Origin of the sequence: Streptomyces sp. SID8374, from assembly GCF_009865135.1 — a bacterium.
GTDB lineage: Bacteria > Actinomycetota > Actinomycetes > Streptomycetales > Streptomycetaceae > Streptomyces.
On record NZ_WWGH01000002.1, the window covers coordinates 1624845 to 1651381 of the forward strand.

20 protein-coding genes are annotated in these 26537 nt (G+C 72.6%); 10 read left to right on the forward strand and 10 right to left on the reverse strand.

The window, feature by feature from the left end; genetic code table 11:
* From GTY67_RS30535 to GTY67_RS30560, 6 genes are all read right to left on the reverse strand, one after another.
* Positions 1 to 795 (reverse strand): N-formylglutamate amidohydrolase, encoded by a 795-nt coding sequence (locus GTY67_RS30535; protein ID WP_161281168.1) that lies wholly within the window; start codon positions 793 to 795, stop codon positions 1 to 3.
* Between the two features lie 56 nt (positions 796 to 851).
* Positions 852 to 1841 (reverse strand): sphingomyelin phosphodiesterase, encoded by a 990-nt coding sequence (sph, locus tag GTY67_RS30540; protein ID WP_161281169.1) that lies wholly within the window; start codon positions 1839 to 1841, stop codon positions 852 to 854.
* Between the two features lie 152 nt (positions 1842 to 1993).
* Positions 1994 to 2623 carry a class F sortase gene (locus GTY67_RS30545; RefSeq protein WP_161281170.1) on the reverse strand — a complete coding sequence of 210 codons (630 nt, stop codon included), beginning with the start codon at positions 2621 to 2623 and terminating at the stop codon, positions 1994 to 1996.
* A gap of 89 nt (positions 2624 to 2712) precedes the next feature.
* Positions 2713 to 3138 (reverse strand): hypothetical protein, encoded by a 426-nt coding sequence (locus tag GTY67_RS30550; RefSeq protein ID WP_343238815.1) that lies wholly within the window; start codon positions 3136 to 3138, stop codon positions 2713 to 2715.
* A 182-nt stretch (positions 3139 to 3320) separates the two neighbouring features.
* Positions 3321 to 5294 (reverse strand): HAMP domain-containing sensor histidine kinase, encoded by a 1974-nt coding sequence (locus GTY67_RS30555; RefSeq protein WP_161281172.1) that lies wholly within the window; start codon positions 5292 to 5294, stop codon positions 3321 to 3323.
* On the reverse strand, positions 5287 to 6000 hold the full coding sequence (locus tag GTY67_RS30560; RefSeq protein WP_343238792.1) for a response regulator transcription factor: 714 nt from the start codon (positions 5998 to 6000) through the stop codon (positions 5287 to 5289). Before GTY67_RS30560 ends, GTY67_RS30555 begins: the two co-directional genes overlap by 8 nt.
* Before the next feature lie 121 nt (positions 6001 to 6121).
* Here GTY67_RS30560 and GTY67_RS30565 point away from each other — a divergent pair, with 121 nt between their 5' ends.
* The 9 genes from GTY67_RS30565 to GTY67_RS30605 all read left to right on the forward strand — a co-directional run bounded on the left by GTY67_RS30565 (position 6122) and on the right by GTY67_RS30605 (position 20541).
* Positions 6122 to 8314, forward strand: a complete 2193-nt coding sequence (locus tag GTY67_RS30565; protein ID WP_202462400.1) for a regulator — start codon at positions 6122 to 6124, stop codon at positions 8312 to 8314.
* Between the two features lie 51 nt (positions 8315 to 8365).
* Positions 8366 to 10162, forward strand: a complete 1797-nt coding sequence (locus GTY67_RS30570) for a hypothetical protein (RefSeq protein WP_161281174.1) — start codon at positions 8366 to 8368, stop codon at positions 10160 to 10162.
* Between the two features lie 206 nt (positions 10163 to 10368).
* A complete protein-coding gene (locus tag GTY67_RS30575; RefSeq protein ID WP_093691695.1) occupies positions 10369 to 11670 on the forward strand; it encodes a cytochrome P450 in 1302 nt (433 codons plus the stop codon).
* Positions 11667 to 12920 (forward strand): cytochrome P450, encoded by a 1254-nt coding sequence (locus GTY67_RS30580; RefSeq protein ID WP_161281175.1) that lies wholly within the window; start codon positions 11667 to 11669, stop codon positions 12918 to 12920. The genes GTY67_RS30575 and GTY67_RS30580 overlap by 4 nt, the downstream gene beginning before the upstream one ends.
* Positions 12921 to 13246: 326 nt before the next feature.
* On the forward strand, positions 13247 to 14749 hold the full coding sequence (locus GTY67_RS30585; RefSeq protein WP_161281176.1) for an aldehyde dehydrogenase family protein: 1503 nt from the start codon (positions 13247 to 13249) through the stop codon (positions 14747 to 14749).
* 96 nt (positions 14750 to 14845) lie between these two features.
* Positions 14846 to 16459 carry a GMC oxidoreductase gene (locus GTY67_RS30590; protein ID WP_161281177.1) on the forward strand — a complete coding sequence of 538 codons (1614 nt, stop codon included), beginning with the start codon at positions 14846 to 14848 and terminating at the stop codon, positions 16457 to 16459.
* Positions 16456 to 17580 carry a glycine betaine/L-proline ABC transporter ATP-binding protein gene (locus GTY67_RS30595; protein ID WP_161281178.1) on the forward strand — a complete coding sequence of 375 codons (1125 nt, stop codon included), beginning with the start codon at positions 16456 to 16458 and terminating at the stop codon, positions 17578 to 17580. Before GTY67_RS30590 ends, GTY67_RS30595 begins: the two co-directional genes overlap by 4 nt.
* Positions 17580 to 19565, forward strand: a complete 1986-nt coding sequence (locus GTY67_RS30600; protein ID WP_161281179.1) for an ABC transporter permease subunit — start codon at positions 17580 to 17582, stop codon at positions 19563 to 19565. Before GTY67_RS30595 ends, GTY67_RS30600 begins: the two co-directional genes overlap by 1 nt.
* Before the next feature lies 1 nt (position 19566).
* Positions 19567 to 20541: an ABC transporter substrate-binding protein gene (locus tag GTY67_RS30605; protein WP_161281180.1), complete on the forward strand. Its 975-nt coding sequence runs from the start codon at positions 19567 to 19569 to the stop codon at positions 20539 to 20541.
* Between the two features lie 46 nt (positions 20542 to 20587).
* On the opposite strand, the gene GTY67_RS30610 is transcribed toward GTY67_RS30605, so the two are convergent.
* Complete coding sequence (locus tag GTY67_RS30610) at positions 20588 to 21955, reverse strand: cytochrome P450 (protein ID WP_161281181.1); 1368 nt, start codon at positions 21953 to 21955, stop codon at positions 20588 to 20590.
* A 472-nt stretch (positions 21956 to 22427) separates the two neighbouring features.
* Between GTY67_RS30610 and GTY67_RS30615 the strand changes: the two genes are divergently transcribed.
* Positions 22428 to 22643 (forward strand): DUF6243 family protein, encoded by a 216-nt coding sequence (locus GTY67_RS30615; RefSeq protein ID WP_093691711.1) that lies wholly within the window; start codon positions 22428 to 22430, stop codon positions 22641 to 22643.
* Between the two features lie 81 nt (positions 22644 to 22724).
* Here GTY67_RS30615 and GTY67_RS35230 read toward each other — a convergent pair whose 3' ends face one another.
* The 3 genes from GTY67_RS35230 to GTY67_RS30630 form a co-directional block, all read right to left on the reverse strand.
* Positions 22725 to 24305, reverse strand: coding sequence for a TrkA C-terminal domain-containing protein (locus tag GTY67_RS35230; protein ID WP_161281182.1), 1581 nt, complete (start codon positions 24303 to 24305; stop codon positions 22725 to 22727).
* Positions 24306 to 24385: 80 nt separating this feature from the next.
* Entirely contained in the window at positions 24386 to 25219 is an 834-nt protein-coding gene (locus tag GTY67_RS30625; RefSeq protein ID WP_161281183.1) for a hypothetical protein, read from the reverse strand.
* On the reverse strand, positions 25219 to 26499 hold the full coding sequence (locus tag GTY67_RS30630; RefSeq protein ID WP_093691717.1) for a VWA domain-containing protein: 1281 nt from the start codon (positions 26497 to 26499) through the stop codon (positions 25219 to 25221). The genes GTY67_RS30625 and GTY67_RS30630 overlap by 1 nt, the downstream gene beginning before the upstream one ends.
* Positions 26500 to 26537: the final 38 nt, after the last annotated feature.

Consider the following 26537-nt stretch of genomic DNA (forward strand, 5'->3'; position numbering starts at 1 on the left):
TCAGCATGCCCCCACCAGCTCTGCCAGCGCCTCCGCCAGCGCGTCCAGTCCCGGCCCCGCCGGGCCGCCCGGCTCGGTCATGTACGTGTCGCGGCGGATCTCGATCATCAGGGCCGTGACCCGGCGGTCGGTGCCGTAGTGCTTCAGCGGGACGTACGTACCGGCGAACGGGCTGTCGACCCCCGTCCCGCCGAACCCCGCGAACGCCTCCTCCGTCAGGGAGCGCAGCTCGGGCGGGGTGTGGAACGGGTCGGTGCCCAGGCAGATCGGCGGCCGGGGGCCCGTGCCGTGGAGTTCGTACGGGAGGGGCTCGCTCGGGTACGAGTGGACGTCGACGATCACCGCGCGGCCCGTGGCGGCGATCCGGGCGTCGACCGCCTCCGTCATCGCCTGCGCGTACGGGTGGAAGTAGCTGTCCAGCAGGGGGCGTTGGTCGAGGTCCGGCGCGCGCAGGCGTTCACGGTGGGTGGTGTGCGTGTAGACCGCGCCCATGCCCACGGCGCGCATCTCCTCGCGGTCGTCCGGGAAGCGTTCGGGGTCGACGACCAGGCGGGAGAGGGCGTTGACGTGGCGCCAGGGCCGGGTGGGGCAGGCCTCGGCCGCCCGGGCCGCCAGTTCGGCGGTGTGGGAGTCGGTGATGTGGTCGAGTTCCCGCTCCAGAGCCCCGTCGCCCAGCAGGATTCCGCCGCGTACCTCCTCCGGAATCGTCCGCGACCCGTGCGGTACGTGCAGCAGCACCGGGGAATCGGCGCTTCCGGGGAGGAGGTGGAACGACGGCTGGGCGGCGGGGCTCATGGAGCGGGTCCTTCACGGGTGGGGCAAGGAGGGCCCCGATTGTCCCACCCGTGCCGTCAGTTGGCCGAGCCGATCACCGGGTAGTGGTCGGAGAGGTTCGTGTACGTGTAGTTCTTGCCCCAGCTGGAGACCGTCCAGGGCGCGCTCTGCTCCTTGATCACATCGTTCTTCCAGTCGGCGGGCTTCACGTGGCCGGCGCGGTGGAGGACGTGGTCCAGGTCCTCGCGGGGGTCGTTCGGGTAGCGCTCGGAGGCGATCGAGTTGTCGCGGGTGTCGAAGGAGTACGTGTGGCCGGTCTTGGTGTCGGCCGGGACCAGGTCCGCGTCCTTGAGGAAGGAGGCGTACTCGGCGGAGTGCCCGTCCACGTTGAAGTCGCCCGCCACGATGACCTGTTCGGAGGCCGGGATCTTCTTGGCGTCCAGGAAGGCGTCCATCGCCTTGAACTGGAGACTGCGCATCCGGGCGGCCTCGCCCGCCGAACAGCCGGGGTCGGTCGACTGGGCGTGCGTGCCGACGACATGGACGCGGGTGCCGTTGACGTTCAACACCGTATAGGCGAAGCCCTTGTTGGACCACCAGTCGCCGCCGCAGGCGTCCTTGAAGACGTACTGCTCCTTGCGGATGATCGGCCACTTGCTCAGGATCGTGACACCGCCGTCCTCCGGAGTCGTCGCCGAGTACGAGCCGCTGGTGGCGTCCCAGCCGCTCTTGCTCCGGCCGACCACCGGCGTCTGGTACGGGTACTGGGCGGCGGAGTTCCGCAGCAGCGCGTCGGAGGCCCCGTTGTCGAAGGCCTCCTGGATCACGACCACGTCGTTGCCCCGGAAGAACGACGTCTTCGGGATCTCCGCCGCCCGGTGGTCCTGGCCCCAGTTGGGGTACAGGGTCTTGCTGAAGATGAACGTGTTGTACGAGAGCACCCGCAGCGACGGGGTGTCGGCGGTGGTGGCCGCCGTGGCCTGGGGTGCGTTCATGGCCAGCGGGACGGCGGCGAGCGCGGCGGAGAGGGCCACGCCGGAAAGGCGGCGGAACGTGGAGTGCGGCACGAGGTCTCCTGCTGAATGAGTGGGGGCGTACCGGGTGGCACCCATCAAAGCAGCGGGAGTTACCCACGGGTAGACATCGGATGCCGTGAGTCTGTCCTGGCGAATGCCATCAGGATTCGGCCAAAGATCAACTCGGTACGACGCGGGTCCGGTCAGCCCGGCTCGGCGTAGACGATGAGGTTGTCGACCGGATGCCCCTCCGCGTCGAACGCGCCGTCGCAGGTGACCAGCCGCAACGTACTGCCCTTGGTGGCACCGTAGACCCGCTCGGTGGGGAACGCCTGCTTGCTGACCGTCTCCTTGCCCGTCACGGTGAAGCGCAGCGACTTTCCGTCGCCGCCACGGACGAGCACCTCGGCACCCTTGCGGATGTCCTTGAGATCGTGGAAGACGGCCCGGCCGAAGCGGGTGTCGTTGTGGCCGATCAGGACGGCCGGCCCCGGTGCGCCGGGCGCGGACCCGCCGCTGTACCAGCCTGCCGTCATGGCCTTCTCCGCGGGCGGGACCTCGACCGTGCCGTCCGCGTTGAGCCCCAGGCGCATGAGGGAGCTGCGGATCTTGAGGGAGGGAATGGTGACCTCGGTGGGGGCCGAGGCGGGCGGCTCGTCCGTCGCGGTGGGGGCCGGTGCCGAGGAGGCCGGAGCGGACGCGGCCGGCGGGGAGGTGGCCGATGACGGTTCCGGTCCCGCGCAGGCCGTCAGGGCCGCGCAGGTCACCAGTGCGGCCAGGAGGGCGGCCGGGCGGGAGCGGTGGGGGCGATGGGAGAACGTGCGGACGTGCATGGGGGCTCCAGGAGTGACCACCGGGCGTGGCGCCGCCCCGGTGCGGGACGGCGCCACGATCGGTCTCAGTGGTGAAGGATGATGAGAGGTCAGCCGTTGCGGCGGCGGAGCACGAGGGTGCCCGCGCCCGCCAGCAGGGCGGCCCCGGCCACCGAACCGGCGAGGGCCGTGGTGCCGGGTCCTTCGGTGCCGGCCGGGCGCTCACCGGCCGCCACACCGCCGCGCGGTGCGACCGCCGGGGCGGGGGTGGCCTCGCGGGGCGCCACGGGTGCCGGACGGTCGCCCGCCGCGACGCCGCCACGGGGGGCGGCGGAGGGGCGGGCCTCCTTCGGCGCGGCCTGCTGCGGCGCGGCCTCGGCGGCCTTCGCCCGCTCCGGCGACACCTCCGGGGCGCTCTCGGCGGGTGCCGACGGCCTCGGGGTCGCGTCGGCGAAGGCGGCGGTGGTCGGGAGCAGCACCGCGCCGGCCGCGACGGCGGCGAACACGGCGGTGCGCAGGGAGAGGCGAGCGGTCAAAGCGGTCATACGGATGGCTCCATTCGTACGTCGCCCCGTGACGGGCCCGGCGCCGTTGTGCACCGGGTACGGGGCAGGGAGCCAGGCTGACCGGAAGTTATGAGGAAGCTGTCAGGACGCTGTGGTCATCCCATCAGCGCACTCATCGGCGCACTCATCAGCGCACCCGGCAGATGCGCCTGTCAGGGCGCCGGGTCCGCCGTCGGCAGCCGGAGCGTGAAGACCGAGCCCTCGCCCTCCGTGCTGGTCGCGCTCGCCGTCCCGCCGTGGGCCTCGGCCAGTTTCCGGACGATGGCGAGGCCGAGGCCGCTGCCTCCCGTACGGCGGCTGCGGGACTTCTCCGCACGCCAGAAGCGGTCGAAGACGTACGGGAGGTCCCCGGCCGGAATGCCGGTCCCGGTGTCCGCCACCTCGATCACCACCTCCCCGGAACCGGAACCGGAACCGGAACCGGCGTCGGGCTCGCCCCCACCCCCGTACGCGCTCAGCGTCACCCTCCCGCCCGCCGGAGTGTGGCGTACGGCGTTGGAGACCAGGTTCCCCACCGCCTGCCGCAGCCTGACCGGGTCCGCATGCAGAACCGGGTCCGCCCCCGCCACCACCGTCAGCGTCACCCCCGCCGTCTCCGCGCGGGCCTGATGGGCGGCGGCGACCTGGCTCAACAGCTCCCCGATCCGGACCGGTTCGGGGTGCAGCCGCAGCACCCCGGCGTCGGCGGCGGCCAGGTCCTGGAGGTCGTCGATGATGTGCTGGAGCTGCACCGCCTCCTCAAGGAGCGAGGAGACGAACGCCGGATCGGGGTCGGCCAGACCGTCCTGGGCCGCCTCCAGCCAGCCCCGGATGTTGCTCAGCGGGGTCCGCAGCTCATGGGCCACATCGCTGACCATCGCCTTGCGCTGCTCCTCCAGCCGCGCCCGGTGCGCGGACATGTCGTTGAACGCGGCGGCCAGCCGGCCGATCTCGTCGTCCCCCGACACCGGCACGGAAGCGTGCTCCTCCCCGTCCCGCATCCGCTGTGCGGCCCCCGTCAGCGCGTGCAGCGGGCGGACCAGCCGGGCGCCCGCGAGCACCGAGGCGCCCACGGTCAGCGCCAGGACGAGGGCCGCCGCCCCGGCGATCTTCGCGGTGTTGGCGGGGGAGAGGTCGAAGCCCGGCACCGTCGCGCCGCCCTCGTCGCCGATGAACAGGAGCGCGGGCGAGGCCACGTACGAGCTGAGCTGTTCGCTGCGCGCCGTCCCCACGCACGAGGCGATGGCCCGGTCGCCCTCCCCGGTCAGCTCCCGGGGCGGCACCACCTCCGGGGCCGGGGCCGCCTGACGCGCGTCGCTCGGCCGGGGATCAGGGAGGGGGGCCGGCACGGGTACGGCGACCTCGTCGCCCCACGACAGGTCCCGGTTCAGCCGCACACCGGCGCGGTCCTGGCGCTTCAGGCAGGCGTCGGCCAGCTCGTTGAGCGCGGTGAGCGCCTTCTTCTCCGTACGGGTCGGCGCGTCCAGGTCCGCCGGATCGCACCGGGTCCCCAGCGCCCGTTCGGGGTCGTTGCCCACCATCTGCACCCGGGGCCGGCCGCTCGGCCCGACGACCACGTCCGCGGCGATCCCCACCCGGTTGAGGCACTCCGCGTTCCGGTCGGCGGTCCGCCGCAGCGCCGCCCGTTCGGCCGCCGGCAGCAGGAACGGCCCGACCGCCCGCGGGTCGATCCGGTCCGCCGCTCTGCCCTGCCCCTCGGTGGACCGGGCGGCCAGGACGGTGTCCACGGACAACGGGTCGACCACCGCCGAGGCCTCCGGCGGCAGCGCGGGCGGGGTCGCGGCGGTGGCGGAGTCGGCGAGCAGCTGCCTGTTCTGCGTGGTGAGCGCGAGGCGGCGGCCCGACTGCTCGGCCAGCTCCCGTACGGTCGCGTCCACGCCGTCCCAGGCCGAATGGCGGGCGGCGTAGCCGAGGAGGGTGTCGTAGATCCGGGCGTCGGCGGTGAGGTTCTGGCCCTGCTCCTGCTTGATCGCACCCGAGGTGGTCTGCACGGCGAGCCAGGCGGTGGCCGCCACCGAACACGCGGCGACCAGCGCCGACACGCCCAGCAGCCGCCCCAGCAGACTCCGCCGCAGCGGGACCCGGGAGCGGGCCCGGCCCCCTTCGCCACCCCGGTCCCTACGCACGCCGCGCGGCCTTCGCCGGGTCGGTCAGCTTGTAGCCGACGCCGAAGACGGTGAGCAGGCGCACCGGCCGCCGCGGAGCGGGTTCGATCTTCTTGCGGAGGTTCATGACGTGCACGTCGACCGTCCGGTCGCTGATGTAGCGGTCGAAGCCGTGCAGCTCCTCCAGCAGCCGCTGACGGCTGAACACCCGGTCGGGACCGGCCGCCAGCGCGGCCAGGATGCGGAACTCGCCCCGCGTGCACTCCACCGGCTCGCCGTCCACCGTCACCTCGTGGCGCTCCGGATCGACCACGAGGCCGCCCACCCGCAGGACGTGGTCCTCCGCCGCCCCGGCCGGCCGCCGGGTGCGGCGCAGCAGCGTACGGACGCGGGCCATCAGCTCGCGCGGACTGTACGGCTTGGCCATGTAGTCGTCCGCGCCGAGGTCGAGACCGAGCAGCAGATCGTCCTCGGTGGTGCGGGCGGTCAGCATCAGCACGGGCAGCTCCCGGGCCTCGGCCCGCAGCACGCGCACCACGTCCAGCCCGTCCGCCCGAGGCATCATCACATCGAGAACGAGCAGGTCGGGTTCCTTGTGCCGGACGGCGTCGAGTGCGGCGAGCCCGTCGCCCACGATCCGTACGGCGTGTCCTTCCCGTTCCAGATAGCGGCGTACGAGCTCGGCCTGCTTCTCGTCGTCCTCGGCAACTATGACGTCTGCGCACACGCCCCCGATCGTAGAGCGCGGCTACAGTGCGAGGCCGGGGCGGGTTCCGGAACACGGAAGCCGGGAAGGGAACCGGCGCGTTCACCTCGGCGAGGTGGGCGCACCGGCGGAAGGAGACGGGTTGAACAGCCTCGGTACGGGCGGCGGCGGGAGCACGCACAACACGGTGTCGGGGGACGCCGTCGTCGTCGGGCCCCTGTTGATGGCGCAGCACATCGAGGGCATCCAGCTGCCGCCCGCTCCGCCTGCCGTCCCGCCGTGTCAAGGGCCCCCGCCCACGCGGGTGTTCGTCAACCGGACGCGGGAGCTGGCCGGTCTGCGCGATGCCGCCCTGGCCCTGGCCGCCGATCCGGAGCCGGGTGTCGTGATGGTGGTCGGGGTCGGCGGGGTCGGCAAGACCCAGCTCGTCGCCCAGGCCGTCCACCGCGAACTGACGGGGCTCTTCCCGGACGGCCAGCTCTACGTCGACCTGGAGGACCACCGCCGGGACGGGGCGGCCGATCTCGCCGCGGTCCTCGGCGGGTTCCTGCGGGCCCTCGGGGTCCACAAGGACTACGTCCCGGGCACATTCGCCGAACGCACGGCCCTCTTCCGCAGCGTCGCCGCCCGGCTCCGGCTTCTGGTGAAGGTGGACAACGTCCAGCACGCCCCGGAGGCGCGGGCACTGGTACCGCCGCAGGGGCTGCTCGTGGTGACCGCCCGCCGGGCCCTGCCGTCGCTGCTGATGGACGGGGCGGTGCTGATCGACGTCGCCCCGCTGGACGACAGGGCGGGGACCGAGCTCGTACGCCGCTGGTACGCCGACGCGGACGAGGACACGGCCACCGATGTCGTACGGCTCTGCGCGGGGCACCCCTTGGCGCTGCGGGCCGCCGTGGAGTGGCTGGCGGCCCGGCCCCGGCTGACCCTCGACGATGTGGTGCGGGAGCTGACGGTGGGACGGTACGGAACGGGCGACGGCGGAGCACACGAGGCGATGGGAGCGGCCATGGGTACGGGCGGGGAAGCCGGGGAGGGCGGCGTGGGCGAGGCCGTCGACGCGGTGCTGGACTCGGTCGTGGCCGGGGTCTCCGAGCACACGCGGTACGTCTACGACCTCCTAGGGGTCCTGCCCGGCACGACGGCGACGGCCGACCTGCTGACGGCGGCCGGTGCCGCCCGGGTCGACGAGAGCCTCGGCGAGCTGCTCTCCTCCCGGCTCGCGGTCCTGGTGGAGTCCCCGGACGGCCCCCGCCACTACCGGCTGCACGATGTGGTGCGGGCCCATGCCCGGCTGCACGCACGGGCGTTGCCCGAGGAGCGGCGGCGCTCCCTCCTGCGGCTCGTCGTGGACTTCTACGCCGACGCGGCGGCCCACGGGGACGCGCTGGTGCTGGGCGACCGGTTCAGGATCCAGCCGCCGCCCGTCCGCCCGCTCACCGAACTCGGCTCGTACGGAGGTCCGTTCACGGGCCGGCCCGACGCGCTGGAGTGGCTGGACGCGGAGCGCGACAACTTCCAGGCCACCATCCGGGCCGCCGCCGACGAGGGGTGGCACCAGGAGGTGTGGCGGCTCTGCGAGTCGCTGTGGGCGCTATACCACAGCCGTAAACACCTCGCCGACTGCGTCGAGTCGGGCCTCCTGGGCATCGAGGCGGCCCAGCACGAGGCGCGCCCCGACGTCGAGATCCGGATGCGGAACCAGGTGGCCCGGGCCGCCTACGAGCTGGGTGACCTGGACCGTGCGGAGTCCCAACTCGACGCCGCGAGCGGCCTTCTGGAGCTGGCGGGCGACCCGCGGCTGAGCGGCGTCGTCTGGGAGAGCCGCGGGCTGATCGCGCTGGCGCGCGGCCGGTCGGAGGAGTCGTCCCGCGCCGTGGGTGAACGGGCCGAGGAGGCGCGGCAGTTGTTCGAGCGCGCGCTGGCGGCCAACCGCGCCGTACCCGACCCGCACGGTGTCGTCGTACAGAGCTACAACGTCGCCCAGGCGCTGGTGGCGGGGGAGCGGTGGACCGACGCACTCGGCGTACTGGACGAGGCGGCCGAGGTCGCCAGAGTCTCCGGTGACGCGCCCATGCTGCTCCGGATCGACCTCGTACGGGCCCGGGCCTTCGTCGGGCTCGGCTCCCTGGACCGTGCGGTCGCCGCGACGGTGGCGGCGGCCGACCGGGCGGCGGAGCTCAAGCAGTTCACGAAGCTGGAACAGGCGCTCGAACTGCTCGCCGCACTCGCCGACCGGGCCGAGGACCGGCCCCTGAGGGACGCCTGCCAGGAGAAGCTCGGCACGCTGCGGCGGACCATGGGACTGAGGCCACCGGCCGCACCCCCGGCCTGATCCTCCGCCTACCCTTTGGCCTGTCCCCTCACCTCTCCCCGGAGCCACGCGTTGTCCTCGGTGCCGTCGCTGCTCAGCCGTCCGTACGCCCGGTTCCGCCGTGGAGCCCGGCCCGGCCTCGACCGGTGGAACACCTGGAACGCACCGAAGGCGGCCGTGCTCGGGGTGGCGCGGACGCTCACCTCGGCCACCCGGCTGGTGGACGTCATGCACCTGCTGCGTCCCGAGGACGGGATCGACAAGTTCTTCACCGTCAACCCCGGATCGGCGTTCGCCGACGGGCTGGACTCCTATCTCGCCGGACTCGACGTCCAGGTGCTGAGCTGGAAGGAGGCCACCCGGCGCCGCTTCGACCTGGCGGTCAGCTGCTCGGTGCACCCGACGATGCGCCGACTGGACGCCCCGCTGATGGTGCTGCCGCACGGCGCCGGGTACAACCGGCTCGTCACCGAGTCGACGGGTGACGCGCAGTCCCCGGCGGGGCTGTCCCGGCAGGAGCTGATGTGGCGGGGGAAGGTCGTCCCCGAGGCGATCGGCGTCTCGCACCAGGCCCAGATCGACCGGCTCGCCGAGACCTGCCCCGAGGCCGCCCCGCACGCCCTGGTCGTCGGAGACTGGTGCTTCCAGCGGATCACCGTGAGCATGTCCCACCGGGACCGCTACCGCTCGTGCCTCGGCGCGGTCGACGGGCGGCGGCTGGTGGTCATCCACTCCACCTGGAGCAGCTACTCGTTGCTCGGCCGCCATCCGGAGCTGCCCCTGCGGCTGGTGACCTCGCTCCCGGCGGACGAGTTCGCCGTGGCGGCCGTCTTCCACCCCAACGTGTGGGCCCGGCACACCCGCCCCGGCGTCCTGGAGCGGTTCGGTGCCGCGATGGACGCGGGACTCATGATCATTCCGCCGGAGGAGGGGTGGCGGGCCGCCGTGGTGGCCAGCGACTGGGTGGTCGGCGACCACGGCAGTACGACCTTCTACTCGGCCGCCGCCGACCGCGTCACCCTGCTCGCCGCCACCGGCCTGGACGAGCTGGACCCGGCCTCGCCCGCCGCCGCGTTCGGGCGCGGCGCCCCGCGGCTGGATCCCGACGGTGATGTGTACGCGCAGTTGCTGGCGGCCGCCCGCATCCACGACCCGGCGGGGCTGCGGCCCGTCGTGGACCGCCAGCTCGCCTCGGTCGACACCTCCGGCGAGGTGACCCGGGCCCGGATGTACGGGTTCCTCGCGAAGCGCGGGGTCGGGGTGCCGGACGTGGCCCCGAGGCCGCTGCCCGTACCGGACCCCGAGCCCGTACGCCGTACGGCCGCGACGGCGTACGACGTGACCGGTGTCCATGGCGCCGGAGGAACCGTCGACCTCCAGCGCCGGCCCCTGGTGGCCGGGCACCACACCGAGGCCCTCGGCTTCTACGCCGTCACGGCGGAGGAGAACCATCCCCACTGGCCGCACGCGGCCGAGGTGCTGGCCCGGACGGTCGCGGACGCGGAGGTGGCGGCCCTGGACTGGGTGGCCGACGCGGCGGTGCGGTACGAGAACCTCAACGTCCTGGTGGCGCGGCTGGACGAGAGCCGCTGCCTCGTCCAGCTGCGTGGCGGGCGCCAGTTGGAGGCCCGCACGGAACGCTCCTGGGGCGAGCGGCGGCCCGTCCTCGATCCGGTCCTGCTCGGGTCGGCCGTCAACCTCTGGATGACCGGCGCGCAACGGGCGAAGGACCTCACGGACGGCCTGACCCTGCGCACGGGCCGGTGGCAGGTCCGGGTGGCGTTCACCGAGCCTTCGGACGGCCCGGGCGGCGGAGTCCGAAACGGCTCCGCCAGCGGACGCCGAAGCGGCTCCGCCAGGCGGCCCTGAAGCGGAGCCGGCGCGTCCGTGTCGATCTTGTGATCAAACCTGCGCAGATGTCGTACGAGAACGGTCGCCACGGAGAGTCGATGCGGCCAGGAGCGAGCAGAAAAGGGCGCGATTCAACCCCGTCGGTTCACTGAACCTCCTTATAGTGGTGCCGCGTTGATCGTATGGTCGCAACGCGCGAAGCCGTCGCCACTGGAGTCCGTACGATGACGAACCCCTCGTCCGCCACGCCCGCGCCCCCGGCCGGTGGAGGCGGCGGTTGCCCCATGGGCCACGGCACGGGAGCCGTTCCCCTCAGCGGGCCCGGCTTCCACACCGAACCCCAGGTGCTCTACCGCTCCATGCGGCGCGACCACGGCCCCGTCGTCCCGGTCGAACTGCCCGGCGGCTTCCCCGCCTGGCTCGTGATCGGCTACCGGGAACTCCACCAGGTCACCAGCGACGGGGAGTTGTACCCCCGCGACGTCTCCCTGTGGAACCAGTGGGAGAACATCCCCGCCGACTGGCCGCTGCTGCCCATGGTGGGCACGCCCATGCCGTCCATCTACTTCACCGCGGGGGCCGAGCACCGCCGCCACGCCGAGATGGTCGTGCCCGCCCTCGAAGCGGCCGACCCCTTCGAAATCCGGCAGCACTGCGAGCAGTTGGCGGACCGGCTCATCGACGCCGTGTGCAGCAGGGGCACCGCCGACCTCGTCGCCGAATTCGCCGACCCGCTCCCCGTCCTCGTCCTCGCCCGGCTCGTCGGCTTCCCCGACGAGGAGGGCGCCGACATCGCCCAGGTGCTCAAGGACCTGGCCGACGGCGGACCCGGCGCCCAGAAGGCCCACCTGCGCTTCGGCGAGCACATGCACCGGCTCGTCGCGGCCAAGCGGGCGAACCCCGGCGACGACGTGACCTCGCGGATGCTCGCCCACCCCGAGCCGTTCACCGACGAGGAGTACGCCCTCGACCTCATGGCCGTCACGGCCGCCGGGCACCTGCCCACCGCCGACTGGATCAGCAACTCGACCCGGCTGATGCTCACCGAGGACCAGTTCGCCGACGCCCTCTCCGGCGGCCGGCACAGCGTCGCCGAGGCCATGAACGAGGTGCTCTGGGAGGACGCCCCGACCCAGATCCTGGCCGGCCGGTGGGCCTCGCGGGACGCCCGGCTCGGCGGGCAGAACATCGCCCGCGGCGACATGCTGCTCCTGGGCCTCGGCGCCGCCAACGGCGACCCCCACATCCGCCAGCAGGTCACGGACCTGGTCGTCCGCTCCGGGCAGGGCGGCAACAACGCCCACATGGCGTTCAGCCACGGCGAGTACCGCTGCCCCTTCCCCGCCCAGGAGATCGCCGAGATCATCGCCCGTACCGGCATCGAAGTCCTCCTCGACCGGCTCCCCGACCTCGAACTGGCCGTCCCCGCGACGGAGTTGGTGCGCAGGCCCTCCGCCTTCCTGCGCGGGACGACCGCGCTGCCCGTCCGCTTCACCCCCGTACGCACGACAGGAGACGCGTTGTGACATGCCCGCACGCTGGAGCCGCCCAGGCCGACCGGGGCGCCGGGGCCATCACCATCGACCCCATGGTCCAGGACCTCGACGGGGAGACCGCGCGGCTGCGCGACGCCGGTGTGCTCGCCCGCATCGAACTGCTCGGCGTCCCCGCCTGGACGGTCACCCGGCACGCCGAGGCCCGCCAATTCCTCGTCGATCCCCGGCTGGTGAAGGACATCGACGCCTGGGGCCTGTGGCAGAGCGGAGTGGTGACACGTGACTGGCCGCTGATCGGCATGATCGACGCAGGACGCTCCATGTTCACCGTGGACGGCGCCGAGCACCGGCGGCTGCGCACCAAGACCTCCCAGGCGCTCACCCCGCGCCGGCTCGAAGCGGTCCGCCCGGCCATCGAGAAGTTCACCGATGAGCTGCTGGACAACCTCGACGCGGCGCGCGGTGAGGACGGCGTCGTCGACCTGAAGGCGGTCTTCGCCCAGCCGCTGCCGATGAAGGTGGTCGGCATGCTGATGGGCGTCGACGAGTCCCAGCACGCGATGCTGACCCGGCAGTACAAGGCGTTCTTCTCCATGCTCACCCCGCAGGACGAACGCCTCGCGCTCCTCGCCGACCTGGACGTCTTCTACACCGACCTCGTACGGGAGAAGACCGCCCATCCGACCGACGACCTCACCAGTGCCCTGATCCTGGCCGAGGAGGGCGGTGAGCCGCTCACCGAGGAGGAGGTGGTGGGCAACCTGAAGGCGATGGTCGCCGCCGGGCACGAGACGACGATCGGGCTCATCCTCAACGCCGTACGCGCACTGCTCTCGCACCCCGACCAGCTGGCGAAGGTGCTCTCCGGCGAGGTCGGCTGGGACGCGGTGATCGAGGAGACGCTGCGCTGGGACACCCCCACCACCCACCTCCTGATGCGGTTCGCCACCGAGGACATCACCGTCGGCGACACCGTGATCAAGGAAGGCGAGGGGGTCGTCATCTCCTACCGCGCCATCGGCCGCGACATCGAACAGCACGGCGGCGACGCCGACGCCTTCGACATCACCCGCGCCACCCGCAACCGCCACATGACCTTCGGCCACGGCCCGCACATCTGCCCCGGCGCCGCGCTCTCCCGCGTGGAGGCGGGCGTCGCCCTGCCGGCGCTCTTCGCCCGCTTCCCCGGACTGCGGCTCGCGGTCCCCGACGCGGAGATCACCAAGCTGCCGGTGATGACGCAGAACGACATGGCCGCCTTCCCGGTGCTCCTGGGCTGAGACCCGGCCACCCGAGGCGTATGGAGGTCCCGAGCGGGCCTCCGCCGTGCTCACGTGCACCACCAGCGGGCGGCCCGCGCTTCGGCGCGGGCCGCCCGTTCGGCGTGGCGTTCCTGGCGGTCCGCCGCGCCCCCTGAAGGGGCCCGGCGCCCCCCATACACGCCCCCCGAGTGAGGTGCATCACGCAGAGTGAAATTCTTGGCATACATTCCGCCAAACCGGGGAGGGGCCCCGACCGCTGGTGCGGCCGTACCCCGGTCCACCGCGCAGGACGCCCCCGGCCGAACCGAACGGGGGCATTTCGGGTACGGAAGGCGAAAAACGACATGTCGGCGCTCAGCACCATCCACATCGACGGCACCTGGCGGGCCGCCGGATCAGGCGCGACGCGCGAGATCCTCGACCCCGCCGACGCCACTGTCCTGGCCGTCGTCGCCGAGGGCGGCGTCGAGGACACCGATGCGGCGATCGCGGCGGCGCGGCGCGCCTTCGACGACGGCCCCTGGCCGCACAAGCCCGTCGCCGAGCGGGCCGGACTGCTGCGCCGGGTCGCCGACCTGCTCCAGCGGGACCGCGAGGAGATCGCGATCACCGAGAGCCGCGACACCGGCAAGACCCTCGAAGAGGGCCGGGTCGACGTCGACGACGTCACCAACGCCTTCCGCTACTTCGCCGACCTCGTGATGAACGAGAGCGGCGGCCGGGTCGTCGACGCGGGCGACCCCGACGTCCACAGCATCGTCGTGCACGAGCCCGTCGGCGTCTGCGCCCTGATCGCCCCCTGGAACTACCCCCTCCTCCAGGCCAGCTGGAAAATCGCCCCCGCCCTCGCCGCAGGCAACACCTTCGTGCTCAAGCCCAGCGAGGTCACCCCGCTCTCCACCGTCCACCTGATCAAGCTCCTCGCCGAGGCCGGACTGCCCGACGGCGCCGCCAACCTCGTCACCGGCGCGGGCGACCCGGTGGGCGCCCGGCTCTCCGAGCACCCGGACGTCGACCTGGTCTCCTTCACCGGCGGCCTCGCCAGCGGTACGAAGGTGGCCCAGGCCGCCGCGCCCACCGTGAAGAAGGTCGCCCTGGAGCTGGGCGGCAAGAACCCCAACGTGGTCTTCGCCGACGCCTGCGCCACCGAGGAGGGCTTCGACACCGCCGTCGACCAGGCCCTGAACGCCGCCTTCTTCCACAGCGGCCAGGTCTGCTCCGCCGGGGCCCGCCTGATCATCCAGGAGAGCATCAGCGAGCAGTTCATCACCGAGCTGGCCCGCCGCGCCGACGCCATCCGCCTCGGCCGGGGCACCCTGGACGGCGTGGAGTGCGGCCCGCTCGTCTCCGCCCAGCAGCTCGCCAAGGTCGAGGCGTACGTCGCCTCCGCCCGTGAGGAGGGCGCGGTCGTCCGGGCCGGCGGCGCGCGCCCCGAGCCCAGCGACGTACGCCCCGAAGGCGGCTACTTCTACCGGCCGACCGTCCTGGACGGCTGCCACCGGGAGATGAAGGTGGTCCGCGAGGAGACCTTCGGCCCGATCCTCACCGTCGAGACCTTCCGTACCGAGGAAGAAGCCATCACGCTGGCCAACGACACCGACTACGGCCTCGCCGGCGCCGTCTGGACCACGGACGCGGGCCGGGCCCGCCGGGTCGCCGGACGGCTGCGCCACGGCACCGTCTGGATCAACGACTACCACCCCTACCTCCCGCAGGCCGAGTGGGGCGGCTTCGGGAAGTCCGGTACGGGGCGCGAGCTCGGCCCGACGGGGCTCGCCGAGTACCGCGAGTCCAAGCACATCTACCAGAACCTCAACCCGCGCCCCCAGCGCTGGTTCGCCGGCTGACATCTGCGGGGGCCCGGGCCGATCAACGCCCGGGTCCCGCCCGGCTGTTCGCAGCACCACGCACACGCACGAACCTTGCAGAAGGAGCAGTGACCGATGCCTCCCACCCCCCGCAGCACCGCAGTCCCCGACCCCGACGGCCCCGTGGCCGACTACGTGATCGTCGGCGGCGGCACCGCCGGATCGGTCATCGCCTCCCGGCTCACCGAGGACCCCGGCACCACCGTCACGGTCATCGAGGGCGGCCCCACCGACATCGACCGCGACGACGTGCTCACGCTGCGCCGCTGGCTCGGCCTGCTCGGCGGCGACCTCGACTACGACTACCCCACCACCGAGCAGCCGCGCGGCAACTCCCACATCCGGCACAGCCGGGCCCGGGTCCTCGGCGGCTGCTCCTCGCACAACACCCTCATCAGCTTCAAGCCGCTGCCCGGCGACTGGGACGAGTGGGCCGAGGCGGGCGCCGAGGGCTGGGACGCGGCCGCGATGGACCCGTACTTCGCCAAGCTGCGCAACAAGATCGTCCCGGTCGACGAGAAGGACCGCAACGCCATCGCCCGCGACTTCGTCGACGCCGCCCAGGCGGCGGCCGGGGTCCCGCGCGTGGACAGCTTCAACAGCAAGCCGTTCCACGAGGGCGTCGGCTTCTTCGACCTGGCCTACCACCCGGAGAACAACAAGCGCTCCTCCGCCTCGGTCGCCTACCTCCACCCGCACATCGAGGCCGGTGACCGCCCCAACCTCACGATCCTGCTGGAGACCTGGGCGTACCGCCTGGAGTTCGACGGCACCCGCGCCACCGGCGTACACGTCCGTACGAAGGACGGCGAGGAGATCCTCCTGCGCGCCGCCCGCGAGGTCATCGTCTGCGCGGGCGCGGTGGACACCCCCCGCCTGCTGCTGCACTCCGGGATCGGTCCGCGCGAGGACCTGGAGGCGCTGGGCATCGAGGTGCGCCACGACCTTCCGGGCGTCGGCGAGAACCTGCTGGACCACCCCGAGTCCGTCATCGTCTGGGAGACCGACGGGCCCATCCCGGAGAACTCCGCGATGGACTCCGACGCGGGACTCTTCGTCCGCCGCGACCCCGGATCCCGGGGCCCGGACCTGATGTTCCACTTCTACCAGATCCCGTTCACCGACAACCCGGAGCGGCTCGGCTACCAGAAGCCCGAGCACGGGGTGTCGATGACGCCGAACATCCCCAAGCCGCGCAGCCGGGGCCGCCTCTACCTCACGAGCGCCGACCCCGAGACCAAGCCGGCCCTGGACTTCCGCTACTTCACCGACGAGGACGACCACGACGGCCGCACCCTGGTCGACGGCATCAAGCTCGCCCGCGAGATCGCCGCCACCGAACCGCTGGCCCACTGGCTGAAGCGCGAGGTCTGCCCCGGCCCCGAGATCACCTCGGACGAGGAGATCAGCGAGTACGCCCGCAAGGTCGCCCACACCGTCTACCACCCGGCCGGCACCTGCAAGATGGGCGCCGCCGACGACCAGGAGGCCGTCGTGGACCCGCAGTTGCGCATCCGCGGCCTCCAGTCCATCCGGATCGCCGACGCGTCCGTCTTCCCGACCATGCCCGCGGTCAACCCGATGATCGGAGTCCTCATGGTCGGCGAGAAGTGCGCCGAACTCCTCGGCGACCAGGCGCGTGACGCCGTGCCGGTCACCGGTACCAGCACCGGAGGTGATGTCCGATGACCGCGACCAAGGCCGCCGAGGCCGCAGTTGAGGCCACCGACAAGAACGCCGTGTTCTCCGTACGCAACCTCTGGAAGGTCTTCGGACCCAAGGCCGACCGCATCCCCGGCAGCGAGCACGCCTCCCTCCCGCCCGCCGAACTGCGCGAGGCCACCGGCTGCACCGCCGCCGTACGCGATGTCTCCTTCGACGTCCGCAAGGGCGAGGTCTTCGTCGTCATGGGCCTCTCCGGCTCCGGCAAGTCGACCCTCGTACGCTGTCTGACCCGGCTGATCGAGCCCACCAGCGGCACCCTCGCCATCGACGGCGAGGACGTCCTCGCGATGGACCGCGCCCGGCTGCGCGAACTGCGCCGCCACCGTGCCGCGATGGTCTTCCAGCACTTCGGGCTGCTGCCGCACCGCACGGTGCTGGACAACGTCGCCTACGGCCTGGAGATCCAGGGCCTCAGCAAGGCCGAACGCCGCGCCAAGGCGGCCGAGCTGGTCGAGAAGGTCGGCCTCGCCGGTCTGGAGGACCGCCGCCCCTCCCAGCTCTCCGGCGGCCAGCAGCAGCGCGTCGGCCTCGCCCGCGCCCTCGCCGTCGACCCCTCCGTCCTCCTCTTCGACGAGCCGTTCAGCGCGCTGGACCCGCTGATCCGCCGCGAGATGCAGGACGAGGTGGTCCGGCTGCACCGCGAGGAGGGCCGCACCATGGTCTTCATCACCCACGACCTCAGCGAGGCCCTGCGGCTGGGCACCCGGATCGCGCTCATGCGCGACGGCGGCATCGTCCAGCTCGGCACGCCCGAGGAGATCGTGGGCTCGCCCGCCGACGACTACGTACGCGAGTTCGTCCGTGACGTGCCGCGCGAGCAGGTCCTCACCGTCGCCACCGCGATGCGCCCCGCGCTCGCCGGGGAGAGCGAGAGCGGCCCGGCCGTGCGCCCCGACGCCACCGTGTACGAGGCCATCGAGGCGGTCTCCCGCTCCGGCGACCCCGCCGCCCGGGTCATGGACGGCGGCCGGCTCGTCGGCGTCGTCGACCACGCGTGCCTGCTGGACGTCGTCGCCGGGACGGCCGGGCCCGACGAGGCGAGCGCCCCCGACGCACCGGACGGCCCCCGCGAGGTGACCGTCTGATGGCCACCGCCCAGGCCACCCCGGTCCGCCCCGCGCGAGCGGGCGCACGCCGGGGACCACTGGCCGCCCTCCGCGAACGCCCGGCGGCCGGGAAGCTGCTGCTCCTCGCGCTCGCCGCCGTGATCCTCGTCCCCCTCGTGCACAGCCGCTGGGGCGGCGGCATCTGGCCGGACGCGCTGACCGCCGACCTCTCGGCGCCGCTCGGCGAGGTCACCGACTGGATCGTCTCCAACCGGGACAACCACCCGCTCTTCCTCTACTTCTTCGGCCACATCAGCAACGCCGTCGTGCTCTCCGTCCGCGGTGTCTACCTGGTCCTCCTGGCCGTCGGCTGGGCCGGTGTCACCGTGCTCGCCGCCGCCGTCGCCTGGCGGGTCGCGGGCATCCGGCTCGCGCTCACCGCCGCCGTGTCGTTCCTGGTCTGCGGGCTGCTCGGCATGTGGGTGCCGACCATGCAGACGCTCGCCCTGATGGTCGTGGCCGTCCTCGCCTCCGTCGTACTCGGACTGCTCCTCGGCCTCGCCGCCGGGCTCTCCGACCGCACGTTCCGGGTGCTGCGCCCGGTGCTGGACACCATGCAGGTGCTGCCCGCCTTCGCGTATCTGCTCCCCGTGGTGCTGATCTTCGGCATCGGCGTGCCCGGAGCCGTCCTCGCCACCGTCGTCTACGCGGCTCCGCCGATGGCGCGGCTCACCGCGCTCGGGCTGCGCGGCGCGGACGGCGGCGTCATGGAGGCCGTCGCCTCGCTCGGCGCGACCGGACGGCAGCGGCTGCTCACGGCCCGGCTGCCGCTGGCCCGCAAGGAGCTGCTCCTCGGCCTCAACCAGACCATCATGATGGCGCTCTCCATGGCCGTCATCGCCTCGGTGATCGGCGCCGGAGGCCTCGGTGACCGGGTCTACCAGGCGCTGTCCTCCGTCGACGTGGGCGCCGCCCTCGCCGCCGGCATCCCGATCGTCCTGCTGGCCGTCGTCCTGGACCGTACGACGGAGGCCGCGGGCCGCCGCATCGGCGCCGAGCCCACCGGCCCGGCCCTCCTGCGCGGCTGGCGCGGCTGGACCCTGGCCGCCGTGGTCACGGCCGCCGTCGCCTTCGTCGGACGGCTCACCGACGGCCGGGTCTGGCCCGAGGACGTCACCGTGGCGATCGCCGGACCGGTGAACACCGCCAAGGACTGGATGGTCGACCACCTCTACACCGGGGTCCCCGTCGTCGGCGGCACCGCCGACCTGGCCTCCCACTTCACCAGCGGCGTCCTGAACCCGCTGCGCAGCGGACTCACCGGGCTGCCCTGGTGGTCGGTGCTGCTCATCGTCGCCGCCCTCGCCTGGACCATCGGCACCTGGCGCACCGCCGCCACCGCCGTCCTCGCCATGGCCGCGATCGGCGTCCTCGGCGTGTGGGAGCCGTCGATGGACACCCTCAGCCAGGTCCTCGCCGCCGTGGCGGTCACCCTGGTCCTGGGCTTCGGCATCGCGATCGGCGCGGCGCGCAGCGAACGCCTGGAACGGCTGCTGCGACCGGTCCTGGACGTCTTCCAGACCATGCCGCAGTTCGTCTACCTGATCCCCGTCGTCGCCCTCTTCGGCGTCGGCCGCGCCCCCGCCGCGGCGGCTGCCGTCGTCTACGCGCTGCCCGCCGTCGTCCGCATCACCACCCAGGGCCTGCGGGGCGTCGACCCGGCCGCGATGGAGTGCGCCCGCTCGCTCGGCGCCACCCCCGGCCAGCAGCTGCGCCAGGTCCAGATCCCGCTGGCCCGGCCCTCCCTGCTGCTCGCGGTCAACCAGGCGGTCGTGCTGGTCCTCGCCGTCGTCATCATCGGCGGACTCGTCGGCTCCGGCGCGCTGGGTTACGACGTCGTCTTCGGCCTCGCCCAGGGAGACCTGGCCACCGGGCTGGTCGCCGGAGCCGCGATCGTCTGCCTCGGCCTGATGCTCGACCGGGTCACCCAGCCCACCACCCGCCGCCAGCGACAGGAGAGCTGAGATGAACCGCTCCCGAACCCGCCTGCTCGTGGCGCTCGCCTCGGCCACCGCCCTGCTCACCACGGCGGGCTGCGGCGCCGCCGACATGACCAAGCAGGCCTCCCCGTTCGCGGCCCCCGCCGGGGTCAAGACGGTCACGCTCTCCGTCCAGTCCTGGGTCGGCGCCCAGGCGAACGTCGCCGTGGCCGAACAGCTCCTCAAGGACGAGCTGGGCTACCGCGTCGACCTCGTGCAGACGGACGAGGTCCCCGCCTGGGACGCCCTCAGCCAGGGCCGCGTCGACGCGATCCTGGAGGACTGGGGCCACCCGGACCAGGAGAAGCTGTACGTCGACGAGAAGAAGACCATCGTCCGCGGCGGCGACCTCGGGGTCACCGGCCACATCGGCTGGTACGTCCCGAAATACTGGGCCGACAAGCACCCCGACGTCACCGACTGGAAGAACCTCAACAAGTACGCCGACGAGCTGAAGACCGCCGAGAGCGGCGGCAAGGGCCAGCTCATGGACGGCTCGCCCTCCTACGTCACCAACGACGTGGCCCTGGTGAAGAACCTGGACCTGGACTACAAGGTGGTCTTCGCCGGCTCCGAGGCGGCCCAGATCACCCAGATCCAGCAGTTCGCCAAGGAGAAGAAGCCCTTCCTGAGCTACTGGTACCAGCCGCAGTGGCTGTTCAACGAGGTGCCGATGGTCGAGGTGAAGCTCCCGGAGTACACCGACGAGTGCGCGGCCAAGGACCCCGAGGACATCGACTGCGCCTACCCGACCACGCCGTTGCAGAAGTTCCTCAACGCCGACTTCGTGGAGCGCGGCGGCGACGCGGCCTCGTTCCTGAAGAAGTTCCAGTGGTCGGAGAAGGACCAGAACGAGGTCTCCGAGATGATCGCCCAGCAGCGGCTCACCCCCGAGGAGGCGGCCAAGCGCTGGATCGACCGCCACCCGGGCGTCTGGAAGAAGTGGCTGGACGAGGAGTGACGGGCCGGACGCCGCCCCGCGTGCGGGGCGGCGTCCGCTCTTCCGGCTACCGCGCCCGCACGGTGGCCAGCACATCCCGGTCCGGCTGAAGGGTCAGACTCGGTACGGGGTCGATGACGCCGGGCTCCACGTCCAGCTCGAAGCGCCGGGCCAGCACGGCCAGGATGAGCACCGACTCGACCATCGCGAACCGGGTCCCCAGGCAGACCCGGGGCCCGCCGCCGAACGGGAACCACGCGTACTCGGCGATCTCGTCACCGCTCTCCGCGTCCCAGCGCTCCGGGCGGAACTCCTCCGGCTCGGGGAACCATCGCGCGTCACGGTGCGTGGACCACTGGCTGGACCACACCCGGGTCCCCTCCTCGATCGGCAGACCGCCGATCCGCGCCCCTTCCTTCGCCACCCCCGTGATCAGCCAGATCGTCGGATACAGCCGCAGGGTCTCCTTCACCACGGCCTGGGTGTAGGAGAGTTGGGCGTAGTCGTCGAAGCCCGGCTCCCGGTCGCCGAGCACCCGGTCCAGCTCCTCGGAGAGTGCGGCCCGCACCCGCGGGTTGCGGGAGAGCAGGTACCACGCCCACACCAGGGTCGAACTCGTCGTCTCATGGCCCCCGATGTAGAGGGTGACCGTCTCGTCGCGGATCTCCTCGTCGCTGAGCCGCTCACCGCTCTCGTCGACCGCCGTGAGCAACCGGCTGAGCAGATCCGGGCGTTCGGTCTCACCGTCGCGGTGCCGGGCCACCACCCGACCCACCTCGGAGTCGATCACGGCGGCGGCCTTCCGGATCCGCGCCCGGCCGGGCGTCGGCACCCAGTCGGGCAGCAGCGCCCCGATCCCCGCGAACTCCTTGCCGATCTCCAGCTGGGCGACATCCATCGCCCGGCCCATTGCCTCCGAGTCGGCCGGGGTGTCCACGCCGAAGATGGTGCGCACCGCGATCTTCTGCGTCAGGGCCGCCATCTCCCGCTTGACGTCGACGCGTTCACCGTCCGCCCAGGCGTCGGCCAGCTCCACCGCGGAGGACGCCATGGTGGCCGCGTACGACTTGACCTGCTTGGGCCGCACCGAGGGCTGCACCAGCGAGCGTTTACGCCGCCAGTCCCGGCCCCGCGCCACGATGATCCCGTTGCCCATCACCGCCCGGAAGGCGACGCCGAGCTGGGGCTGGTCGAAGGTGCGCTCCGTCTCGGTGAGCAGCTCACCTATGCACTCCGGGTCGGAGATGAACACACACCGGTTGCGCCCGAACCGCCAGCGCACCATGTCCCCGTGCCCCCGTAGGAGTTCGAAGAAGGCAAGAGGGTTCTTCCCGAACTGCGGCAGGTTCCCGAGCAGCGGCAGCCCCTTGGGGCCCGGTACGAACTCATGGCCGCGGGACGGGGTGTCGACTGCCGGGCCGGTCTGCGTGGACATCGAAAGGACTCCGCTCCCTGGGGTGCGCCACGGCGGCGCGCAACGTTCGAACCTCATCGAACGGGATGAGGGCGGTACTCCGCCAGGGCGTCGGACCGGGGTGGCCGGAATCCGTCAGCAGCCTTGTGGAGTACGCGAGTTGTCGAGGGTAGTCGCACCGGCCGTCGGATTCGAACAGGGTGCGGCCGTGGAATTTCCGCCCTCTGTGACAATCCCGTCATGCCGCCCTCGGTGGGATCAGCCGATGGACGCCTCCGGCGGCGGGCCCGGCCGCCCGCCTCCCCTCGGGTGGCGGCGGCGGAGGGGGTGGTCCGCAGGGCCGACGGGACCGGGTAACGTCTTTGTCATGTTCTTCCAGGAGCCGATTGACGAGTGAGAGCGTGATGGGCCCCTGCTGACGCCCTTCGGCGTCGCCGCCCGTCCTCCACCGATGAATCCGTAGACCGCTCCACCATCACCACCGGGAGAACCCATGACCGTGAGCAAGAACATCAACAACCCCGTCGGCCAGGGCGGCGGCCAGCGCAAGAGGCAGTCCCGCGCCGAACGGCAGAACAACGGCCCGCACCGCAACCTCGACCGTCGGAGCGCGGCCGACAAGAAGGCGGAGCTGGTGCGCAAGATGCGCGAGAAGGCGGGCACGCCCGACGGTCCCGGCCGGACGGGCGACGACACCGCACAGAGCTGAGCTGAGCGCAGGGTCGATCACAGAGCTGAGCACAGAGCCCTGCGCGGGGCTGAGCCTTCTGCGCGGTGACCACCGGCCCGGTCAGAGCCCCACGATCAGCTGGATGCAGACGATCTTGACCAGGATGGCCGGCGCGAACAGCGTCGAGTAGCCGTTGTTGATGCGGCTGTCGCTCGCCCGGCTGTTGGCGTACGCCACGATCGCCGGGTTGCCCACATAGCCCGAGAGCAGCCCCATCGTGCGCTCCCGGCTCTGGCCCAGCCCCTTGGCGACCAGCACCATGAGCGAGTAGCTGACCACCGCGCCGATCGCCAGCACGGCCACCAGCTTCAGCCCGAAGAGCGAGAAGGCGTTCTCGCGGAACGAGTAGCCCGACGTGAGCCCCACCACGGCGAGGAAGAGCAGCAGGCCGATCTGGCGCAGGGTGAGGTTGGCCCGGGTCGGCAGGGTCCAGACGAGGGGGCCCGTGCGGCGGCGCCAGCCCAGGATCATGCCCATCACCAGCGGGCCGGCGCCCGTGCCCAGGGCCAGGGCCGTGGAGCCGAGGGTGAGGGAGGGGATGCCGATCAGGAAGCCCAGGGCGAGGCCGAGACCCAGACTGACCGCGCTCACCTCGCTCACCTTGGCCTCCGTGTCGCCCAGGTACGTGGTGACCTCGCCCGTCCGTTCGCGCGGCATCACCACCCGTACCCGGTCGTCGAGTTGGAGCAGCAGGTCGTCGTGGGCGAGCATGTCGAAGTCGCCGCGCCGGACCCGGCTGACCACGGCCCCGTACTTCTCGCCCAGGCCCAGCTCCGCGACCGTGCGTCCGGCCAGGTCCGGGTTGGTGAGCAGGATCCGCCGGTAGTCCACCGCGGAGCGGTCGTCCAGCAGGTGGCGCGGGGCGAGCGCTCCGAGCGCCTCCGTCGCCGCCCGTACGTCGTCCTCGCCGCCCACCAGGACGACCTGGTCGCCGGGGGAGAGGCGGTCCAGGCCCCGGGCGACCCGGGCGGTGGCTCCGGCGGGGCGGTACTCACTGGCCAGCACCCGGTGTGCCGCCACCCCGGGGACGTCGGCCCAGCGGGTTGCGCGGGCCACCTCGACCGTACGGGTGATGAGCGTGGCGGGGAGGCCCGAGTTCGGGTCCCGGCGTGCGGCCCAGTGGCGGCGGGCCGCGATCGCCGAGACGAACATGATCGTGATCACCACGGCGGTCGGGTAGCCGATGGCGTACCCGACCGCCGGCTGTGCCGGGTCGGCCGAGGCGTCCTGGGCGGCGGCCAGGCCCGGGGTCGTCGTCCCGATGCCCGCGTACCCGCCCGCGAGGAACGGGCCGCTGATCCCGAACCAGGTGTGTCCGACGAGGCCGACCACCCCGGCGGTGACCGCCAGGGCCACGACCGCCCCCGCCATCACCGCCAGCTGGCCGCGCAGTTCACGGAAGAACGCGGGGCCCGACTCCAGGCCGACCGTGTACACGTACAGGGCCAGGCCCAGCGCCGAGACCCCGGCGGGTACGGCGGCGGCGATGTCCTCGTCCAGCGCCCCCACGAGGAGGCCGACGAAGAGGACACCCGCCGCCCCCAGCCGTACCGGGCCGAAGCGCACCATGCCGAGCAGCGCGCCGAGCGTGATCACCGCGAACACGGTCACCCACGGGTTGTCCGCGAAGAACTGCCACACCGGCCGTGCCTCCCCGTCTCGAAGCGGTCCTGCTCAGGATCTTCGAGGGACGGGGAGGCTGCCACCCGGCCGTGGGGCCCTCAGACCCCGTGCGGCACGTGCGCGGGGCGGCCCCGGCCCCGCGTCAGCGAGTAGCCGAACACGGCCGCGAGCGCGGCGAGCACGCCGCCGCCGACCGTCCACAGCCAGCGGGTCGTCCACCAGCCCGAGGCCCAGCCGTCCTCCGGCTCACCGGCCGACGCCTTGGGCGCGTTCGACGCACCGGTCACCGAGATCCCCGGCACCAGCGGCTCCGCGAGCGTGCCGTCCACGTGGTGGGCGCCGCCCTGGTCCACCGAGTCGGCCCGCAGCTCGGCCTCGAACGGCAGCCCGAGGTCGTTGGCCGGGAGGTTCACCACGGTCAGCCGCACGTAGTAGCTGCCGGGCAGCGGGTCGTTCGCCCACGGCTCGGACCAGGACCGCACGGTGCGCAGCACACAGGAGAGCTCCACCGACGACGCGTCGGCCGCCGCCTTCCTGGTCTGGTGCCCGTACTGGCACGCCTGGCGGCGGCGCAGCCCGTCGTACACGTCGATCTGCCAGGTGGAGCCCGACCGCTTCGCCTCGCCCGCCGGGAACTTCACCGTCGCCCTGACCGTGGGGCGCTGTCCGATGTCGGCGGGGAACACCCAGTACAGGTAGTCGCCCGCCGACGCCTGCGCGGTGCCGCTCTGCCCCTGCTGGAGCGCGGTCGCCGTACGGAAGGTGGTGCCGGCCTCGGTGGGGCCCGAGCCCTCGTCGGAGGGGCTCGCGCTCGCCGACGGGTCGTCGGCCGCGGCCGCGCCCGCCGAGGTGAACAGGGTCAGCCCGGCGAGCAGTGCCCCGGCGAACGCGCGCCGCGCGCCACGGGTGCGGCGGGATGTCGTCGTCACCATCAGTTGGTCCTCCATACGGCGATGCGCCAGCGCGTGATCCAGCCGGTCAGCAGGCCCGCCACCAGTCCGGTGAGGACGAGGACGCCGAGCAGCCACCAGCCGCGGCCGAGGCCGAAGGCCGCCACGTCGGACGCCTGGTCGGGTCCGTCCACCAGGTCCACGGTCAGCTCCACCGGCAGGCCGGGCGTCCGCTTCACCGAGGCGGGCGCGGAGAAGGCGTGGGAGAGCTGGAGGCAGACCGCCTCGGCGGCGGGCTTGCCGCTGCCGTTGTCGCCGTCCTCGATCCCGGCCTTCGGGTAGCGCAGGCCGGACGAGATCACATCCGTACGTCCGGTGCCGGACTCCGAGCCCCGGACGATCTCGCGGCCGGCCTCCGTCACCGCGCGCAGCAGCACGCCGTAGTCGTTGTCGACGGCACGGTCCGCCGCCACGCTCACCGAGGCGCGCAGCTCCTGGCCGGGCAGCACATCGACCCGGTACCAGCGGTGTTCGCCGATCTCCTGGCGGTCGGTGTAGAGGCCCGGCTCCAGCTCGGGCGCGGCGGAGCAGCTGTCGGCCCCCTCGGTGGCGACCGGGGTGACGACCGGCTCGGCCGCCCGGTCCACCAGCTGCTTCACCCGGCGGGAGAGGTCGTCCTTGTGCTGGACGGCGGTGTACGTGCCGCCGGTGGCCTCCGCGATGCAGGTGAGCTGCTGGCGGATCTTGGCGTTGGGCACCAGGCCGAGGGTGTCGATGACCAGATGGGTGCCGCGCGCGGCGATCTCGCGGGCCACCTCGCACGGGTCGAGGGGGCCGCAGGTGTCCTCGCCGTCGGTGATGAGGACGATCCTGCGGGTGGCCTCGCCGCCTTCGAGGTCGTCGGCCGCGCCGAGCAGCGCGGGGCCGATCGGGGTCCAGCCGGTGGGGGCGAGGGTGGCGACGGCGGTCTTGGCCTCGGTGCGGTCCAGCGGGCCGACCGGGTAGAGCTGCTTGGTGTCCTTGCAGCCGACCTTGCGGTCGTCGCCCGGATAGTCGGCGCCCAGGGTGCGGATGCCGAGGTGCACCCCTTCGGGCACCGCGTCCAGGACATCGTTGAACGCCTGCTTGGCGGCGGTCATCCGGGACTGGCCGTCGATGTCGCGGGTGCGCATGGAGCCGCTGACGTCGAGGACGAGTTCGACCTTGGGGGCGGGGACGGCGGGTGGTTCGTCGGCGGCTGCGGGGAGCACGGAGCCGAGTCCGGCGGCCAGGGTGGCCAGCGCTATGCACACCCCGGCCGTCAGCCGATTTCTTGTGATCATCGCCGGATCTTATGGAAAATCAGTTCGTATTCCCAACC